The sequence below is a fragment of the Pseudovibrio sp. W74 genome (assembly GCF_001623085.1).
Lineage (GTDB): Bacteria > Pseudomonadota > Alphaproteobacteria > Rhizobiales > Stappiaceae > Pseudovibrio.
The window spans coordinates 344,868-359,540 of record NZ_LMCJ01000057.1 but is presented as its reverse complement, the minus strand read 5'-3'; the positions used below and the strand labels follow the sequence as shown (position 1 = coordinate 359,540).

Annotated in this window: 16 protein-coding genes and 1 pseudogene; 6 read left to right on the top strand and 11 right to left on the bottom strand. The window is 53.6% G+C overall.

What is annotated here, in order from left to right; translation table 11 throughout:
- Nucleotides 1-673: 673 nt before the first annotated feature.
- From PsW74_RS24575 to PsW74_RS24525, 11 genes are all read right to left on the bottom strand, one after another.
- Entirely contained in the window at nt 674-1,939 is a 1,266-nt protein-coding gene (locus PsW74_RS24575) for an NAD(P)/FAD-dependent oxidoreductase (protein WP_063287067.1), read from the bottom strand.
- A gap of 105 nt (nt 1,940-2,044) precedes the next feature.
- Nucleotides 2,045-2,746, bottom strand: coding sequence for a c-type cytochrome (locus PsW74_RS24570; RefSeq protein ID WP_063287068.1), 702 nt, complete (start codon nt 2,744-2,746; stop codon nt 2,045-2,047).
- Nucleotides 2,743-3,798, bottom strand: coding sequence for a c-type cytochrome (locus PsW74_RS24565; protein ID WP_063287069.1), 1,056 nt, complete (start codon nt 3,796-3,798; stop codon nt 2,743-2,745). The genes PsW74_RS24570 and PsW74_RS24565 overlap by 4 nt, the downstream gene beginning before the upstream one ends.
- A complete protein-coding gene (soxC, locus tag PsW74_RS24560; RefSeq protein WP_082830697.1) occupies nt 3,782-5,047 on the bottom strand; it encodes a sulfite dehydrogenase in 1,266 nt (421 codons plus the stop codon). The genes PsW74_RS24565 and soxC overlap by 17 nt, the downstream gene beginning before the upstream one ends.
- A 39-nt stretch (nt 5,048-5,086) precedes the next feature.
- A complete protein-coding gene (gene soxB, locus PsW74_RS24555; protein WP_063287070.1) occupies nt 5,087-6,769 on the bottom strand; it encodes a thiosulfohydrolase SoxB in 1,683 nt (560 codons plus the stop codon).
- 138 nt (nt 6,770-6,907) lie between these two features.
- Nucleotides 6,908-7,750: a sulfur oxidation c-type cytochrome SoxA gene (gene soxA, locus PsW74_RS24550; protein WP_063287071.1), complete on the bottom strand. Its 843-nt coding sequence runs from the start codon at nt 7,748-7,750 to the stop codon at nt 6,908-6,910.
- Between the two features lie 27 nt (nt 7,751-7,777).
- Nucleotides 7,778-8,107: a thiosulfate oxidation carrier complex protein SoxZ gene (gene soxZ, locus PsW74_RS24545; RefSeq protein ID WP_057463825.1), complete on the bottom strand. Its 330-nt coding sequence runs from the start codon at nt 8,105-8,107 to the stop codon at nt 7,778-7,780.
- Between the two features lie 23 nt (nt 8,108-8,130).
- Entirely contained in the window at nt 8,131-8,565 is a 435-nt protein-coding gene (gene soxY, locus PsW74_RS24540; protein ID WP_063287072.1) for a thiosulfate oxidation carrier protein SoxY, read from the bottom strand.
- 128 nt (nt 8,566-8,693) lie between these two features.
- A complete protein-coding gene (gene soxX, locus PsW74_RS24535; protein ID WP_057463823.1) occupies nt 8,694-9,152 on the bottom strand; it encodes a sulfur oxidation c-type cytochrome SoxX in 459 nt (152 codons plus the stop codon).
- A 128-nt stretch (nt 9,153-9,280) separates the two neighbouring features.
- Nucleotides 9,281-9,853 carry a thioredoxin family protein gene (locus tag PsW74_RS24530; RefSeq protein WP_063287073.1) on the bottom strand — a complete coding sequence of 191 codons (573 nt, stop codon included), beginning with the start codon at nt 9,851-9,853 and terminating at the stop codon, nt 9,281-9,283.
- Nucleotides 9,854-9,916: 63 nt separating this feature from the next.
- Entirely contained in the window at nt 9,917-10,654 is a 738-nt protein-coding gene (locus PsW74_RS24525) for a cytochrome c biogenesis protein CcdA (RefSeq protein WP_063287074.1), read from the bottom strand.
- Between the two features lie 60 nt (nt 10,655-10,714).
- Here PsW74_RS24525 and PsW74_RS24520 point away from each other — a divergent pair, with 60 nt between their 5' ends.
- The 6 genes and pseudogenes from PsW74_RS24520 to PsW74_RS30040 all read left to right on the top strand — a co-directional run.
- Nucleotides 10,715-11,092, top strand: a complete 378-nt coding sequence (locus PsW74_RS24520) for a thioredoxin family protein (protein WP_244271727.1) — start codon at nt 10,715-10,717, stop codon at nt 11,090-11,092.
- 64 nt (nt 11,093-11,156) lie between these two features.
- Complete coding sequence (locus PsW74_RS24515; RefSeq protein ID WP_063287075.1) at nt 11,157-11,663, top strand: heme-binding protein; 507 nt, start codon at nt 11,157-11,159, stop codon at nt 11,661-11,663.
- 145 nt (nt 11,664-11,808) lie between these two features.
- Nucleotides 11,809-12,156: a metalloregulator ArsR/SmtB family transcription factor gene (locus PsW74_RS24510; RefSeq protein WP_063287076.1), complete on the top strand. Its 348-nt coding sequence runs from the start codon at nt 11,809-11,811 to the stop codon at nt 12,154-12,156.
- A gap of 38 nt (nt 12,157-12,194) precedes the next feature.
- On the top strand, nt 12,195-13,247 hold the full coding sequence (locus PsW74_RS24505) for a YeeE/YedE family protein (RefSeq protein ID WP_063287077.1): 1,053 nt from the start codon (nt 12,195-12,197) through the stop codon (nt 13,245-13,247).
- A gap of 240 nt (nt 13,248-13,487) precedes the next feature.
- The gene (pncA, locus tag PsW74_RS24500) at nt 13,488-14,114 is read left to right on the top strand and encodes a bifunctional nicotinamidase/pyrazinamidase (protein WP_063287078.1); all 627 of its coding nucleotides are present in this window, start codon (nt 13,488-13,490) and stop codon (nt 14,112-14,114) included.
- A pseudogene (locus PsW74_RS30040) lies at nt 14,111-14,673 on the top strand (nicotinate phosphoribosyltransferase); the annotation flags it as partial. The gene pncA and the pseudogene PsW74_RS30040, both read left to right, overlap by 4 nt.

Sequence of the window (14,673 nt, the reverse complement as noted above, 5' to 3'; positions counted from 1 at the left end):
GCGACTAACGCAAATGACAGGCGGCGGATGTCTGCGCGCATAAAACGGCGCTGACCACCAGAATTTCGGCTGGCAGTGACGGCTTTGCGCTCCAATGTGCGTTCGTTTGCGTTATTAGCGTTGGGACTGCGTTGCTATGTTTATACAGCTCGCGAAAGTAGCTCTGGTAACACGTCAACGATAGACCGCGTTCTGTAGGATAACTTCAGCAGGCATTGGCTCAGCACTGATGCCACGAAAAGGGGATAGAATTAATCTATCCCCCTATCTCAGATGAGGTCGATGAAATGCTCTGGAATGCACGCCGGGGATAAGTGATTTGAGCTCATTAAGTGCCAAGTGCAGTCAGCTAACAACAGCGTGACTCTACCCTGCCAGCTTGTGAACTCCTCACATGTACGGTGATAGCATGGCACCTTCCTGATACGTGTTCGAGATAACTGCTGTGGCTATCCTTCCACACCCAGCAAGAGAGCCATGCCGCTCCGTGAATCTTCAGCTCTCATAAGCCAATCGACACGTGCCCGCAGCTCTGAGGAACCAGCCAGATCAAGCGTCCCACACATAAGCAGGTGCTCAACTCACTTCAGCCAGTTCTGCCTTCTCCACCAAGACGCTCAGCAGTCCTCTCAGCATCACCTCAAACCCGCTGAGCGCTCCGCAACCCAGTTCCTTACCCAAACATGTCCGCAGTCATGCCAGCGTACCAGCCGAGGCTTTCCTCATAGGTTTGCTTGCGCAGGGCGTCGTCCTCGTTGTTTTGGGAGATGAAGCCATCCACTTTGGCGATCTTCTCATCCGTGGCAACATAGCTTGCACCTACCTTCACGCCGTTGTCTGGTGAGATCAGCGACCAGCAGGTGTTGGAGAACCGTGGTTTGAACGCGCGGGAGCCGGTGAGGGCGTGGCGGATCGCCATGGCAGCAGCTTTGGCCTGGCTGTTGGCAGAGTAGCCGGACTTGGGCATATCACCGTTCTGGGTCGCATCACCAAGCACATGAATGTTTTCATCCATCTGGCTTTGCAGTGTTGCCGGAATGATCGGGCACCAACCTGCCTCGTTGGTCAGGCCTGCCTGATGTGCGATGCGACCAGCCTGCATCGCCGGGATCACGTTGCAGACATCCGCTTTGATGGTCTCGTCTTCCAGCACAATTTCCATGGTGTTCGGGTCAACACGCTGAACACCTCCGGTAAACTCGTCGGTCAGCCAGTCCACCATACCTGTGTAGTGGTTCTCCCAGCCTTCCATGAACAGGCCTTGCTTGGAGAACTTCTCCTTTGGATCAAGAATGAGGATCTTGGCAGTCGGGTTTCGCTGTTTCAGCACATGAGCAACCATGGAGACGCGCTCATAAGGGCCGGGAGGACAGCGATACGGGTTGGGCGGAGCGACCATGGCAAATGTGCCACCTTCCGGCATAGCCTCAACCTGTGCCTTCAGCAGTTGGGTCTGTGTGCCAGCTTTATAGGCGTGAGGCATCTTGGTCTGGGCAGTCACATCCCAGCCTTCAATTGCTCCTTTTACAAAGTCGATGCCCGGAGACAGGACAAGGCGATCATAGGAGATGGCATCGCCGCCTGCGAGCCGAACCACCTTTTTCTCGCGGTCCACGGCAGAGGCCCAGTCATGCACGACGGTTACGCCATACTCACTGGCCAACGTGCCGTAGGAGTGTGCCAGCTTGGACATGGGTTGAAAACCGCCAATGGCCAGGTTGGAGAAGAAGCAGGTGTAGTAAGTACGGGAGGGTTCAATGAGGATCACCTCAATCGCACCATCGGAATCCTTGGCAATGTAGCGGGCAGCAGTTGCCCCGCCAGCACCGCCGCCAATGATGACCACACGGGACCGATTTTGCCCCAGGGCGATAGGAGAGGACAAGAGCGCCGCGCTTGCAGCTGCAGTTCCTAAAAAATGACGTCGGTTCAGTCTCATATGTCAATTCCTCCCCTAAAGCGTATGCCCGGAAATATCTCCGGTTTTGATAGGAATACGCGTGAAAACAATTATTTGAGCAAAGCCAGTCAAAGAGGCCCCGCTCTAATGCAATTCTTTAAAATAAGCCGCCAGCGCAGCAATCTCCTCCTCCGAGAGCCGTTTGGCGATCATCTGCATGACGGGATGAGGCCTATGCCCCTTTTTGTAGGCCCGCAGCGCAATCACAAAGTCTGGTTGCGACCAGCCCGTGATGGAAGGGATCCCTTTGTCCGCTCCACTGGATTGATGGCAACTGGTACATTCACCAGAAAGGTATTCGCCATACTCAGCATCTCCATCCAGATAAGTTTCTTCGTGAAGACTTGGAGCATCCTGCTGCAAAAGGCTGGCAGAGGCCTCTGGAATGTTGGCAGGGCTCACGGAAAACTGGCGTAGATAAGCGAGCAGATCAGAGCGATCCTTCTCCTTTCTCATACCCCGGTAGTTCATGCGGGTACCGGAGACGAGGTTTTTAGGGTTTTGAATGTAGATGTTCAGCGTGTCGATTGTCCAGCGCAGGCCATCAGCGCCAGCACGCTTCATGGCCTTTGAGTATGTCGCGCCTTCAATCGTTGCAGCCTTCCGGTCAAACACGCCATTCAGGTGAGGGCCTATGCGGTTCTTGGCATCCTTGCCAACATCGTGGCATCGCAAACAAGCATTAAACAGGCGTTCGCCGCGCGCAATATCCTGAGCAGAGGCAACCGAAGTTGCCCCTGACAGAAAGCCAAGTGTGAGGACGAGGGTAGGTATCAGTGCTCTCATTGGGAGTGGCTCTTCAGGAATTCGATGAGCGCAACGCGGTCTTTTTCCTTCTTCAAACCAGCGAATGTCATTTTGGTGCCCTTCACAAACTTTTTCGGCTTGGTCAGGAAAACATCCAGATTTTCGTCAGACCAGACAAGGCCGTCGCCATTGAGCTTTTTCAAGGCCTTGGAGTATTTGAAGCCGGAAACCACAGCGGCCTGCTGACCGATGATATCGTTTAGGATCGGGCCAACCTTGTTCTTGGCTTTTTCGCCAACCTGATGGCAGGCCTTACATTTTTTGAAAACCTTGGCGCCCTTCTTGATGAGTGCATCATCAAGAACAACGGGCTCCGGAGCAGGCTCTGCAACTGGTGCTGGTTCTGCAGAAGCAACTTCTTCAGCCTTTGGGGCTTCAGTCGAAGCAGCTGCTTCCTCAGCTGCTTTCGTCTCTTCCGGTGTCACATCCAGAACCTGAGCCCGTGCGGTGATCTTGACTTCCGCTTTGCAGTCTTTCATGCAGACATCGCGTTTCTTGAAGACTGGCGACTCTTCGCGATCATCCATGTAAAAGCCGTCTTCATTGGGCAGGCGAACGGAGGTGAAGTTCTCCCGGCTCAGCTCAAAGTCATCCTCAACAAGATCGTTGGCGTAAAGCAGGAAGGCCGTGATGGCGTAAACTTCATCTGGCTTCAACGACTGCGCCTCGCCAAACGGCATGGCGCGGTTCACATAGTCAAACACAGTTGAGAGATACGGCCAGTAAGAACCGATGGTCTTAACCGGGCGATCGGATGTCAGTGTACCGTCCCCGCCGGAAAGAACCGGCCAGCGATCAACACCCTCTGCGAAGTCTCCGTGGCACACGGCACAGCGCTCGGCAAAAATCTCTTCGCCTTGCTCTACGTTTCCGCGTCCGGCAGGCAAGCCCTGTCCATCAGGGCGTACGTCAATATTCCATGCGGCCACTTCAGCAGGGGTGGCTGCGCGGCCAATATTGAAAGAACCGGCTGTCGCCGCGCTGGTGAGCAGCAGCGTTCCAGTCGCAAGAACACTAAGAAATTTCAACATTTTCCGCCTCACCATTTTCGCCAACGTACCAGGTGTGGATTCCGTTGTTGTGGTAGATGGAGTTTTCGCCGCGAACAGCGCGAAGCTCGTTTTTCGTTGGCTGGATATAGCCCGTGGAATCATGCGCACGCGATTGCAGCAGCAGCGGCTTTCCATCCCAGTCAAACTCGAAATAGAAGCGGTGCATGGACTTGTCGAAGCTCAGGCCATCCATACGGGCAGCATGCCAGTTCTTGCCGCCGTCCAACGTAATGTCCACGCGCGGAATAGTGCCGCGACCAGACCATGCCAGACCAGTCAGGACCGTATGACCGCTCTTGTGCAGGATAGGGGCCTGAGGGCTTGGATTGGTAATGATGGACTTACAGTCCATTTCCCAGGTAAAGCGACGCGCCTTCCCGTTTTCCATCAGGTCAGTGTATTTGGAGGTCTCTTCCCTGTGGTGCCACGGCTCATCGCCCACCTCGATGCGGCGCAGCCACTTGATCCACATGTTGCCTTCCCAGCCCGGAACCACCAGTCGCAGCGGGTAACCTTGCTCAGGACGCAGCGCTTCACCGTTCATTTTAAAGGCAACAAGGCAGTCATCCAGAGCCTTTTGCAAAGGAATGGAGCGGGTCATGGCAGAGGCGTCAGCCCCTTCCGGCATCAACCACTTGGCGTTGGTCTTCAACCCAGCTTCTTCCAGCAGCAACCGCAATGGAACGCCGGTGTACATCACGTTATGGATCATGCCATGGGTGAACTGACAGCCGTTGAGCTGCGCCCCGCGCCACTCCATGCCGGAGTTAGCAGCACATTCCAGAAAGTAGATCCGGTTCTCCCGTGGGAAGCGCAGAATGTCCTCCATGGTGAACACAAGCTCTTTGTCCACCAGACCGTTGATCATCAAACGATGCTGGGCAGGATCAATATGAGCAGCCCCGCCATGGTGCCGCTCAAAGCACAGGCCGTTCGGCGTGATGATGCCGTCCAGCTCATGCAACGGCGTAAAGTTGATCGAACTTACGCGGTCAGCCGTCAGCCATTCCACAGTGCGCCGTTTCACATGCGCCTCATATTGCGAGGGCACGCCATAAGGCATGGCATCAACACCGTCTCCCAGCTCCTGCATCCATGGCTGCAGATTGGTGATGGCAGGGTCATTCGCCCGTGCCGGAAGCGCAGCGCCAGTCAAGGCAGCTCCACTCAGCAGGGCCCCGCCTTTCAGGAGGTTTCGGCGGGTAGGTGACTTTAGTCTTTCACTCATGTCAATTACTCGTCATCTCAAAATCCGTAAGGGTTCGCCTCACACGCCTGTGACGCGAACGGTAGAATTGGGGTCCATTGTGATGGTGCCTTTGCGGCTGATGTAATCTTCAACCACCTGCCAGATCTCAGGCCCTTCGGTGTCCTCACCAACAGAGGCCCAGCCCGAAACCACGTAGGTCCTGGCAGGATCAATGGTCTCGCCGCTCTTCAGCAGCGTCATGTTGGAAACGCGCTCACCCACCGGCTTGGAAACGTCGATGGAGTAGCCCATGCCGCCCACACGCACCATGTCGCCACCCTGTTGGTAGTAAGGGTCCGGGTTGAACAGATTGTCAGCCACATCCTCCAGAATTTCATGCAGGTACTGACCAGTCATCTCGGAGCGGTAGGCATTCGGGTAGGTCATGCTGGTAGCGTTGTGGATGTCTTCGCGGGTGATGTTGTCACCCGGCAATAGGGATGGTCCCCAGCGGAAGCCCGGAGATAGCGCAATGTCTGCTTCCCGCTCCTCAATCAGCGCCTGACAGATCAGGTCATCCCACGTGCCGTTAAAGTTGCCCCGGCGATAAAGCAGGCTGTCGGTTGTGCCGATGACTTCTTCCAGCTCCTCCTTGAACGGCGCGCGTTCTTGATCAATCAGCGTTGCCATCTCAGGGTCGGGAGCAATCACATCAGCGAACACCGGGATCAGCTTGTAGGTGAAGTCTTTGATGCCGTTCTTGTCCACGTCCAGATCCAGACGTGAGACGAACTTGCCGTTAGAGCCGGAGGCAATGATCATGGTCTCGCCAACCTTCACCGGCTCCGGCACCGCATCATGGGTATGGCCGCTCAGGATCACGTCAATGCCGGAAACCTGCTGCGCAACCTTGCGGTCCACGTCAAAGCCATTGTGGCTGAGCAGAACGACAACATCAGCGCCTTCCTGCTTCACTTCCGCAACCATCTCCTGAATACGCGCTTCACGAATGCCGAAGGAAAGGTTCGGGAACATCCAGCCCGGATTGGCGATTGGCATATAGGGGAAGGCCTGACCGATCACAGCAATCTTGGCCCCGCCACGCTCGAAAATCTTGTAGGGCTCGAACGCCGGTTCGTCCCACTCATTGTCAAAGATGTTGGCTCCCAAAAACGGGAAGGGCAGTTCCTCAACGATCTCGTTGACGCGGTCAATACCGTAGGTGAACTCCCAGTGGGAGGTCATGGCATCCGGCTTAAGCGCATTCATCAGGTTGACCATGTCCTGACCTTCAGTGCGCAGCGCAGTCATGGACCCGTGCCACGTATCACCGCCATCAAGGAACAGCGCATCAGGACGTTCTGCCCTAATCGACTTCACAATGGTCGACACCCGGTCCAGCCCGCCCATCTTACCGTAACTGCGGGCCAGCGAGACAAAATCCTCAGAGGTGAGGGCATAGGCTTCCGGCGTTCCGGTCTGATAGTTGAACGCGCTCAGCAAATCCTGACCGGTGATGTGTGGCAGCAATCCCTTTTGGGCACCCACGCCAATATTCACGGAGGGCTCACGGAACCAGACCGGCTTCACCTGAGCATGACAATCCGTAAAGTGGATGATGGTCACGTTGCCGGTGGTTTTGAAGTCAAGAAGTTGGTTCTGTGTCAGGGACTGGCGTGCGGCCAGCACTGGAAAATTCCCAGCCCCAAAAATAGCGGCTGCAGCGACACCGGCCTGCAAGAAATCACGGCGCGAGATCATCTCCGCACCCTCCGTAGGTTATTAGAATTTCGAAAATTGTTTTAGATCAGGAGGTTGCTGCATAAGAGCAACCTCCAAAATCACTATTTAGCATGAGCGAATTCTTATCACTTGATTTCTCAATCAAGTGGAATGCACCTAGTTACGAACAGATGGGGTCTCGACTGAAAGTCCCATCCCGCGAGATGTTACATAAGCTTCCAGAGCAATGAACTCATCACTTCCGCGCTTGTAAGGCTCAGCCCGCACCTGATCCATACAGCCTTTAAACCGGCGGTGAATGGACCCAAGTCCGCCCCACTTCAGACGATACACCGGGAACCCGTTGATCTGCCCCTGACTCAAATGGTCAGCACGGATCATGTTGCCGTAATTGTCTTCGTGGCAGTTGGCACAGGCCATATTCAGCAGGCCAACACGGGTGTAGTAAAGCTCTTCACCCTTCTTGACCCAGTCAGCAATCGGCCCGTCAGTCTTCATGGCAACCGGCATGCCACGGGATTGCAAACCGATCAGAGCCGTCATGGCCAGCATCTCGGCGCTCTCCCATTTCCACGGCTCTGCTCCCTGATGTGTCTCGATGGACGCATTGATCAGCATTTCCATGGTGGCAGGCTTGCCCATCTCGTCATTCCAGCGCGGCAACTTGGTTCGCAAACCGGTAAAGTTATCCGCATCTCCATGACAATCCGCGCAGGACTGATTGGATTTTCCGGCGGGCGTTTCCCAAAGTTCCTCTGCATACTCAATGGCCACAAACGCTGGATTCTCGAAATCATCCATTTGCAGTGCCTGAGTTTCAGCAGAGCGAAAACGCCAACCTGAAATCAGCTCGTCCAGTGGATGGTCATCCGCCGGAACAGCAGTGGTTGCAATTGTTTCGCCGTCGATGACAAGTTCGCGTCCGTCATCTGCAAGCGCAGCAGTGCTAAGTGTGCCGAAAAGAAGCCCCCCAGCGAGTATTGAAACCGTCCTTTTCATACCCTTCTCCTCCCAAAGAATGGCTGCCTAGGCGACCGTGATTTTCTTTTCCATGTCGTAGACCGAGCCGTCATCATCGGTCCATTCAAACCGAACCGCTCCAGACTCTGGAATCCGCATCTGAAACTCGATGTAAGGGTTCGCAGAAACAGAAGGTTCAATATCTGCCATGAACACGGGCTCGCCATTGAAGCTGGCAGCAAACTTATTGATGATCTTGCGTGGAATGGTCTCGCCGGTTTTCTTGTCCTTGCGCTGACCAGATTCCATCGGATGCGAGATCAGTGTCTTGATGGTCACGACCTCGTTTACGCTTGCCTTTTTAGGCACTTTGACGCGTGGTTTTACCTTTGCCATGTGTTTCTCAATGCCTTTTCTAATTAACCGCCACAGCCACCGATGGTGACCTTGACACTACGCTTTGTCATGATGGCGGACCCGTCCGGCATCTTTGCAATGGCGACAATGTCCTGCGTTTTCGCAAGGCGAATACGGGTCTTGGCTTCCTGAGCACCGGAAAGAGCGCTGAAATGGAATGTCGCAACACCTGGGCTCGGGTTACCTGCTGCAAGCAGCATGATGGAGGCTGCACCCGGCGCAGATACTTCAATCGGAACAGTGTTCCCGTTCTCAGCAATCTCTGGCGCACCAATGGTAATGTCACCGCTTCCCGGCTTTGCGCCGCCAGTGAACTCCACAATTGCATCTTCAACAGCATTGCCTGCTGCAAACGCCGGCGCGGTAAAACGCAGTGTCGTCAGAGCGGCTGCGCCTCCCACTGCCAAACCAAGCGCTTCACGTCTGGTAACAGTCATTAAAAATCCTCCTTGGAGCGTATCTCCCCAACAGGCGCTGAGCACTCTTTGGGAAAATACGCTTAAGCAATAATTCTGAGCGTGATGCGGAACTGGTCAGCAACGCAGCACGCTCAAGGCAAACGCGCCTATTCTTTCAAAGTCGCCAGATAAGCGACGATGTCTTCAACTTGTTCTGCTGAAAGAATGGTCTTTCCCGCAAACTTCTTTGCCACGCGGTTCAAACCTTCGCTCTTGTAGAAGGCAGGCATAATGGTCGCTTCCCCGAAGACTTCCTTCGAGTTGACAACAATCGCCCGCAATTCCGCTTCGGTATAAGTGTCTCCGATACCCTCAAGGTACGGACCTATCTCTCCGTGGAATTGCTCTTCAGCAAGATCATCATTCGCGTGACAGGCAAGGCAGTTTCCCAGTTTCCGATTGGCGAACCATTCCCGTCCTTTGGCTGGGTCACCAACTGCACCGGTCAAAGACACCGGCACTGCTGCCTCGACAAATTGAACGTCACCTGGAGCAACAACTCCGGCAACGGCACTTCCTGAAATTAGCAGCGTTGCAGCCGCTATAGTTTTGGCAATCGCCTTCATTGCTCCCTCCCAATTACAGCGATTCAATATTTTTATGCTACTCAGATACGTAGAAACACTCAACTTAAAATTCACATAATTGAATATGTTAATATATCGACCTTAGTCTAAGTAGTTGAGTGAAAACGCTATTCTGAGGCTGCTTTTTGTTTCAAAAATTCACGTGCATGAAATTTTTGAAAATGTTCTTCGCCCTCATAGCCCTTCTGTTTGACCCAGCGGAGCATGTTGAGGGTGGTCCATTTTCCAAATGAACCAGGCATGGTCTGCACAGAGGCAGTCCCTGCTGTTTTGCCAGTCCCAACCTCTTCAGGCAGGAACAGGAAGGTGGGCGTGAACACAACGCCCCAGCGACGTGCGATGTTCTTCTCGGTTTGAACTTCCCCGTCGAAGTCCGTCACCTCTTCATCGCCAAACAGGTTCATCTGAACCACGAAGTAGTTGTCTTCAATGAATTTGCGAACCTCCGGATCGCTGAAGACATTCTTATGCAAGCGCGAACAGTAAATGCAGCCGCGTTGCTCAAAGAGAATGACCATGCGTTTGCCTTCTTCATTGGCAGCGGCAAGGTCCTCTCTAAGGTCTTTGAAGGTAAGGCGAAGCCATGGCTGTTTGTGGAGACCGTCCTCTCCAACCTCAGCAAAGCTCAGTGTCATGCTGGCGAAAATCATCGCTGCAGCAAGCATTAATTTTTTAAGCATCGATCCCTCCCATAACGCACCGCTCCCAAGAACCCCTCTATGGTTTCAGGACGCGGAAACGCCTCAGCTTAAAGATGTCAATCCTGGCGCATACTCAATCATTTGCTCTGCAATCCAGGAAACGGTGTTCGTCCCAATCAACACCGCAAAAATAATCAAAAGAACGCCCATGCCTTTTTCGATGGCACCAAGGTACTTTCGAAAACGGCCCATGAAACTCAGGAATGGCTTTGAGAAAACAGCTGCCAGAATGAACGGCAGCGTCATGCCAACTCCATACGCAAACAGCAGCAACATGCCCTGAGAAACATCATCACTGGCACCAGCCGTGAACAAAATAGTTGCCAGAACCGGACCAACACAGGGTGTCCAGCCAAAGGCAAAAGCCAGTCCCACAAAGTAAGCGCCAATGATTCCAGCTGGAGCCGAAGAGCTGTCGAGCCGGGCTTCTCTCAGCAGCAGGTTGAGCCGGATGATGCCAACAAAATGCAGGCCAAGAATGAAGATGACAGCAGCAGCCATGTAGCGCAGCACATCAAACCAGTCTCGCAGCAACTGGCCGAAGACCGTTGCTGTTGCACCAAGGCCGACAAAGATTGTGAGAATACCGGCAGCAAAGAAAAACGACGTAAAAACAACACGTCGCTGGATGGCAGGAGTAACCCCGTCACCGGAAAGCTCGTTCATTCCAATGCCTGCAATATAGCAAAGGTAGAACGGTACAATTGGTAAAATACAAGGCGATAGGAACGAGAGTAACCCCGCGCTCCCCGCCGCAATGATAGTTAGATCTGGATACATATGGGCACTTGCTAAAAACACATTCTATTATTAGAATATTTAGATATCATAGATTTTAAAATGTCAATCGTGGATATCATGAGCAATTTTGGTTGGATCTCATTTGTCATTTTCGCCCTTCTTTTCAGCAGCGCTCAAGCGGCTGGTTCGACCATGAAATTGCTCATGGTCGAGGACGAAATCTGTCCTTGGTGTGAACGCTGGGAAGAGGAAATTGGTGGAGCCTACGGCAAAACAGAGGAGGGGCAAAAAGCCCCTTTGATGCGGATGGATATTGATGATCCGATTCCCAAAGACGTGACCCTGAAAGGAAAGGCGCGGTTTACACCAACCTTCATCCTTTTAATTGACGGCGCCGAAGTCCAGCGGATTGAAGGTTACCCGGGAGAAGACTTCTTCTACCCCGCCCTGAACCAGATGCTTCAGTCTGCTCAATAACAATATTGAAAAGAAATTCATCTTTCCCGGCCAGTCCGGGGCATAATTCAGTTGGGAGAACTCCATGAAATCATTCATCACAGGGGCGGCATTGCTCGCAATGTCCGCAGGCTTCAGCGTTGCGCAGGCCGAAGATGAGTCCGCCTTTGTCAGCTTCAAGTCATTGAAGCCGGAAATCGCCATGAAGCTTGCCGTCGCCACCATGGAAGCTTGCCGCGAAGGCGGCTATCAGATCTCTGCTGTTGTCGTTGACCGCTTCGGCCAGACACAAGCGGCAATCCGGGATCGTTATGCTGGCGTTCATACAGTCGACACAGCACGCGGAAAAGCATGGACGGCTGTCAGTTTCCGCGGATCTACACTGGAAATTCAGCAGGAGATCAAGGCAGGCAATCTGTCGGCAGGTCTGCGTGACATCCCGGGTGCTGTGGCACTGGGTGGTGGCCTCCCAGTCGAATCTGCAGGCGCTATTGTTGGTGGAATTGGTGTCTCCGGTGCGCCCTCTCCAAAAGTTGATGAGGAATGTGCCCAAAGTGGCCTAGAGGAAATCTCGGATTTGCTGGACTTCTAAAAGGTAATCGCCGTGCAATGGTTGAAAAATGATTGCATTCAGCGTATGCCACCACTTCAAAGGTGTGCTGCAAGGTCAGCTTTAATTTATTCAACTTTAGCTGACCTTGCCATTCCGTTCCGACTGGTCTGCAGGATTTGGTTTAATGGCTATACCCATGATTGAACGTGGGATGAAAGAAGAAGACATCGAGCGCATGGTCGGCCATGCCAAGGATGCAACTGATTTCCTGAAAGCATTGACACACGAAGGCCGATTGATGATCCTGTGTCATCTCGTTACGGGCGAAAAGTCTGTAACAGAGCTGGAGCAGCTTCTGTCGTCTCGTCAGTCTGCGGTCAGTCAGCAACTTGCACGTTTGCGCCTGGATGGTCTGGTAAATTGCCGAAGGGACGGCAAGGCAGTCTATTACAGCCTCAAGGATGAACGCGCAGCTCGGGTTCTGGACCTGATTTTCGAGTTGTTCTGCACCGAAGAAAACAGCGATAAGTAATATTTAAGCTCCGGCGTTTTGGTCTTGGGAGGGATCAAATGTCCGAGGATATTCTGGCGGCACTCGCAGGCATTGCGGGTGGTGTTTTGCTTGGCCTTGCTGCACGTCTTGGCCGCTTCTGCACACTTGGCGCGATTGAAGACGCCCTTTATGGCAAAGAATGGCTGCGCATGCGCATGTGGGCCTTCGCCATTGCCATCTCCATTGCATCAACGTTTTTGCTGGCGGATCTTGGTCTGATTGCGCTGGACCAAACCATCTATCTCACCCAAAGCTGGAACCCGCTCGCCTGCATCGTCGGCGGCCTGATGTTTGGCTATGGCATGGCCATGGCTGGCTCCTGCGGTTTTGGCGCTTTGGCACGCTTGGGCGGCGGAGATATGCGGTACTTCGTGCTCTCTCTGGTGATCGCCATTTCAGCGGCCATGGCCGTGGGTGGCCCAACAGCTTACTTGCGTGTGTTCCTGTTCCCGACCGAACTCTCAGAGGCAAGCTCAACAGGCATCGCGCACGCTCTTGCCCAGCGGCTGGAGCTTTCCGAACTGACAATTGCCCTGGTCATTGCCGGAGCCATTGGCCTTTTCGCTGTCAGCAACAAAGAGTTCCGCCAAAGTCCAAAGGCCATTATCGCTTCATTGACAGTTGCTCTTGCGATCCTCCTCGGCTGGGTTGCAACCAGCTATCTCTTTGAAGAAAGCTTTGAAGAAGTTGCAGTGGCCAGTCACTCCTTCACAGTCCCGGTGGGCGATACCCTCATGTATCTCATGACCGCATCTGGGGGTGGTCTGTCTTTCGCCGTAGGCTCAGTCTTTGGCGTCCTCAGTGGAGCATTCCTTGGCTCACTCATCAAAGGCCATTTCAGATGGGAAGCCTGTGACGACCCACGCGAACTAAGACGCCAGATCCTTGGTGGTTTTCTGATGGGCACTGGCGGCGTGATTGCTCTGGGCTGTACCATCGGGCAGGGCATATCAGCCTTCTCAACACTCGCAATCAGCGCACCTGTTGTCATGCTCTCTATCATCGCCGGAGCAGCAATCGGGTTGCGTCAGCTCGTTGTTGGCTTTCAGTTTGCCTTCTGGAAGCAGTAACCGGACGCTGTGTTCGCAGTGACTTGTGCACAAAGATGGCCTTGGAGTAAGGCGCCCAAGACACACATTGCCTAAATTATAGATTTTACCTCTGGTTGCGGATTAATCCCGCATATTTTGCTTGAGTTTGGCGGAGATTATCGCAATATTTCGCGCTGGCCACTTCGGTGTATCTAAACGTCCTCGCATTTTGCTCTGCGAAACTCATACAGGACTACTCATCGCGAACAGGAAGCAACCATGACACGACCGACAAACGAAGCTCTGATTATGATTGATATTCAGAACGATTTCTGTTCGGGCGGAGCTCTGGCTGTGAAGCACGGTGAGCAGATCGTCCCCTTGGTCAATGAGCTGCAAAACGACTTTGCCGTCAAAGTGTTGACGCAAGACTGGCACCCGCAGCATCATAAATCCTTTGCGGATAATCACGATGCCAAGCAGCATTATGATATGACCGATATGCTTTATGGTCCGCAGGTTCTCTGGCCAAACCATTGCGTGCAGGGCACAAACGGCGCAGCCTTTCACAAAGACCTGAAGACCGACAGCGCGGACCTTATCCTGCGCAAAGGCTTCCGCCCGCACATCGACAGCTACTCCGCGTTCTTCGAGAACGACCACACCACCCCAACCGGCCTGTCGGCTTACCTGCGCGAGCGCGGTGTCGATACGCTACACATGGTTGGTCTGGCCACGGATTTCTGCGTGCGTTTCTCAGCCGTGGATGCAGCAAAGCTGGGGTTCAACGTGATTGTGCATCTGGATGCCTGCAGAGCGATTGACCTCAACGGATCCCTGAAAGAGGCTTTGAATGAGATGCAAAGCCACGGCGTCAAATTCTCTGGCGAGATGGTTGCACAATGATTGATATTGCCTCCCGCGTTTATAACCACAATTGGAAAATCGATCCGATTGTTCGTTCCCTGATCGACACCGACTTCTACAAGCTGCTCATGGCACAGTCGGTCTTTCTGAAAAAGCCGAACACGCAGGTCACCTTCAGCCTCATCAACAGAGCGCAGCACATTCCACTGGCAAAGCTCATTGATGAAAAGGAACTTCGGGACCAGCTGGACCACATCCGCACGCTCTCCCTGTCTCGCGGGGAAAGCACATGGCTGCGCGGCAATATGTTCTACGGCAAGCGGTCCATGTTCCGCGCCGAGTTTCTGGAGTGGTTCGAAAACCTGCGCCTGCCGCCCTATCATCTGGAAGTCAAAGACGATCAGTACGAGCTCACCTTTGAAGGCGACTGGCCTGCCGTGATGCTCTGGGAAGTTCCGGCTCTCGCTGTGCTGATGGAACTACGCTCCCGTGCGGTGCTCAAAAACATGGGCCGGTTCGAGCTACAGGTCCTGTATGCCCGCGCCATGACCAAACTCTGGGAAAAGGTTGAGTGCCTGCGCAAGGTTGAAGACCTGTC

What these genes read in the sequence shown, in the direction of transcription:
- PsW74_RS24575 (WP_063287067.1), bottom strand. Translation starts at nt 1,939, where the DNA reads ATGAGACTGAACCGACGTCATTTTTTAGGAACTGCAGCTGCAAGCGCG.
- PsW74_RS24570 (WP_063287068.1), bottom strand. Translation starts at nt 2,746, where the DNA reads ATGAGAGCACTGATACCTACCCTCGTCCTCACACTTGGCTTTCTGTCA.
- PsW74_RS24565 (WP_063287069.1), bottom strand. Translation starts at nt 3,798, where the DNA reads ATGTTGAAATTTCTTAGTGTTCTTGCGACTGGAACGCTGCTGCTCACC.
- soxC (WP_082830697.1), bottom strand. Translation starts at nt 5,047, where the DNA reads ATGAGTGAAAGACTAAAGTCACCTACCCGCCGAAACCTCCTGAAAGGC.
- soxB (WP_063287070.1), bottom strand. Translation starts at nt 6,769, where the DNA reads ATGATCTCGCGCCGTGATTTCTTGCAGGCCGGTGTCGCTGCAGCCGCT.
- soxA (WP_063287071.1), bottom strand. Translation starts at nt 7,750, where the DNA reads ATGAAAAGGACGGTTTCAATACTCGCTGGGGGGCTTCTTTTCGGCACA.
- soxZ (WP_057463825.1), bottom strand. Translation starts at nt 8,107, where the DNA reads ATGGCAAAGGTAAAACCACGCGTCAAAGTGCCTAAAAAGGCAAGCGTA.
- soxY (WP_063287072.1), bottom strand. Translation starts at nt 8,565, where the DNA reads ATGACTGTTACCAGACGTGAAGCGCTTGGTTTGGCAGTGGGAGGCGCA.
- soxX (WP_057463823.1), bottom strand. Translation starts at nt 9,152, where the DNA reads ATGAAGGCGATTGCCAAAACTATAGCGGCTGCAACGCTGCTAATTTCA.
- PsW74_RS24530 (WP_063287073.1), bottom strand. Translation starts at nt 9,853, where the DNA reads ATGCTTAAAAAATTAATGCTTGCTGCAGCGATGATTTTCGCCAGCATG.
- PsW74_RS24525 (WP_063287074.1), bottom strand. Translation starts at nt 10,654, where the DNA reads ATGTATCCAGATCTAACTATCATTGCGGCGGGGAGCGCGGGGTTACTC.
- PsW74_RS24520 (WP_244271727.1), top strand. Translation starts at nt 10,715, where the DNA reads ATGTCAATCGTGGATATCATGAGCAATTTTGGTTGGATCTCATTTGTC.
- PsW74_RS24515 (WP_063287075.1), top strand. Translation starts at nt 11,157, where the DNA reads ATGAAATCATTCATCACAGGGGCGGCATTGCTCGCAATGTCCGCAGGC.
- PsW74_RS24510 (WP_063287076.1), top strand. Translation starts at nt 11,809, where the DNA reads ATGGCTATACCCATGATTGAACGTGGGATGAAAGAAGAAGACATCGAG.
- PsW74_RS24505 (WP_063287077.1), top strand. Translation starts at nt 12,195, where the DNA reads ATGTCCGAGGATATTCTGGCGGCACTCGCAGGCATTGCGGGTGGTGTT.
- pncA (WP_063287078.1), top strand. Translation starts at nt 13,488, where the DNA reads ATGACACGACCGACAAACGAAGCTCTGATTATGATTGATATTCAGAAC.